At 41.8% G+C, this 2060-nt stretch carries 1 protein-coding gene; it reads left to right on the top strand.

From position 1 onward, the window contains the following. A partial coding sequence (locus AC1VNJ_RS26795) for a tandem-95 repeat protein (RefSeq protein WP_482641634.1) occupies positions 1-2060 on the top strand: 2060 nt, incomplete at both ends.

Below are 2060 nucleotides of genomic sequence, written 5' to 3'. Positions count from 1 at the left end.
TAGTCACGCCAGTGAATGATGCACCAACGGTGCCAAATTACACGTTTAGTACGCAAGAAGACAGCCCTGTGGTAGGAGCAGTGGTAGGGACAGATGTGGATGGAAATCCTCTTAGTTATCAGCTACAAAATGGTCCAACAAATGGAATAGCTGCCGTGAACGCAGATGGAACGTTTAGTTATCAACCAAACCTAAATTTCAATGGGACAGATCAATTTACAGTATTGGTTTCAGATGGTCAGGGGGGCACGGCGGTTTCGACCGTTACAATAAACGTAATTCCAGTGAATGACCCTCCAATCACCGCTGATTTAGCATTTACAATTAATGAAGATACACCCCTTACAAATCAAATTCCAGCTTTTGATCCCGAGGGGGATCCTTTGACATTTACTCTGTTGAATCCGCCTCCGTCAAATGGAAGTGTTGTATTAGGGGCAAACGGAGTATTTACTTATACACCAAATTTAAATTACACCGGAATGGATACTTTTGGTGTGCTAGTGTCAGACGATAAAGGAGGAACTTCTCTTTCTACTGTAACCTTAACGATTGTCCCAGTAAACGATCCGCCAGTAGGAGGAGATAGATCTGTTACAACGACCATTAACCTTCCTGTTACAAGTAGCATACCTGCTTCAGATCCCGACAACGTTACTCTAACCTATACTCTGCAACTATTTCCAAATAACGGTAATGTTGTTATAAGTCAAGATGGTACATTCATTTATACACCTAATAACGATTTTATAGGTAATGATCAATTTACCATACTAATAACAGACCCAGAAGGAGCGACTGCACTATCAACCATTTTTGTAAGAGTACTTGAAACAAATGGAACTACGACTTCACAAGATTTACAAATCTCTACTGATGAAGACACACCAGTAACAAATCAAATAATTGCTACTAATGTAAATGGAAATCCACTTGTTTATACTATTGAAAATCAACCTATTAATGGAGTAGTAACGATTGATTCTGATACAGGAATATTTACGTATACACCGAATGCAAACTTTACCGGTTCAGATGCGTTCGTAGTATATATAACTGATAATTTAGGAGGAAATGCTACTTCTTCAGTTATCGTTACAGTTATTCCAATAAATGATCCTCCGATTGTTCCTAATTATCAGTTGACAACGAATGAAGACACACCAGTAACTTCTATGGTAATTGCCACTGATATTGATGGCAATCCACTGACTTATTCGCTACAAAATGCTCCAGTAAATGGAATAGTAAACGTGAGCTTAGATGGGATGTACACGTATACCCCAAATGCTGATTTTAATGGGATAGATCAGTTTACGGTATTGGTGTCAGACGGCCAGGGAGGCACAGCCATTTCCACAATTACAATTACGATTCAGCCCGTAAATGATCCGCCAGTAGGTCCAAACGAAATTACGATTGTTACACCTGAAGAAACACCTGTTACTAGCCAAATCGTAGCGACTGATCCAGATGGAGGAGTGCTCACGTATGCGTTACAAGATCCACCGACAAATGGGGTGGCATTGGTCAATGGTGATGGAACGTTCACGTACACGCCAAATGAAAATTACACTGGAAATGATACGTTCACAGTCCTAATAAGCGACCCTTCGGGTGCGTTCATAGTGACGAATGTATTAGTAACAGTCACGCCAGTGAACGATGCACCAGTGGTGCCAGACTACGCGTTTGTGATCAATGAAGACACGAGTTTGAACAGCCAAGTGGTGGCAACGGATGTGGACGGAAACTCACTAACGTACGGGTTACTGACAGGTCCAGCAAATGGAACAGTGGTAGTAAATCCAGACGGCAGCTATAGCTATACGCCAAATGAAAATTACAATGGAGTGGATAGCTTTAGTGTCGTGGTAAGCGATGGCCAAGGAGGCACGGCCATTTCTACGATTACGATTACAATTCTGCCAGTAAATGATCCGCCAGTAGGTCCAAACGAAATTACGATTGTTACACCTGAAGAAACACCTGTTACTAGCCAAATCGTAGCGACTGACCCAGATGGAGAAGTACTGACGTACACGTTACAGGACCCACCA

The sequence above is a fragment of the Priestia sp. 3CA3 genome, from assembly GCF_056836725.1.
The sequence above is the reverse complement of the archived record's forward strand: the minus strand, read 5'-3'. Positions and strand labels throughout refer to the sequence as shown.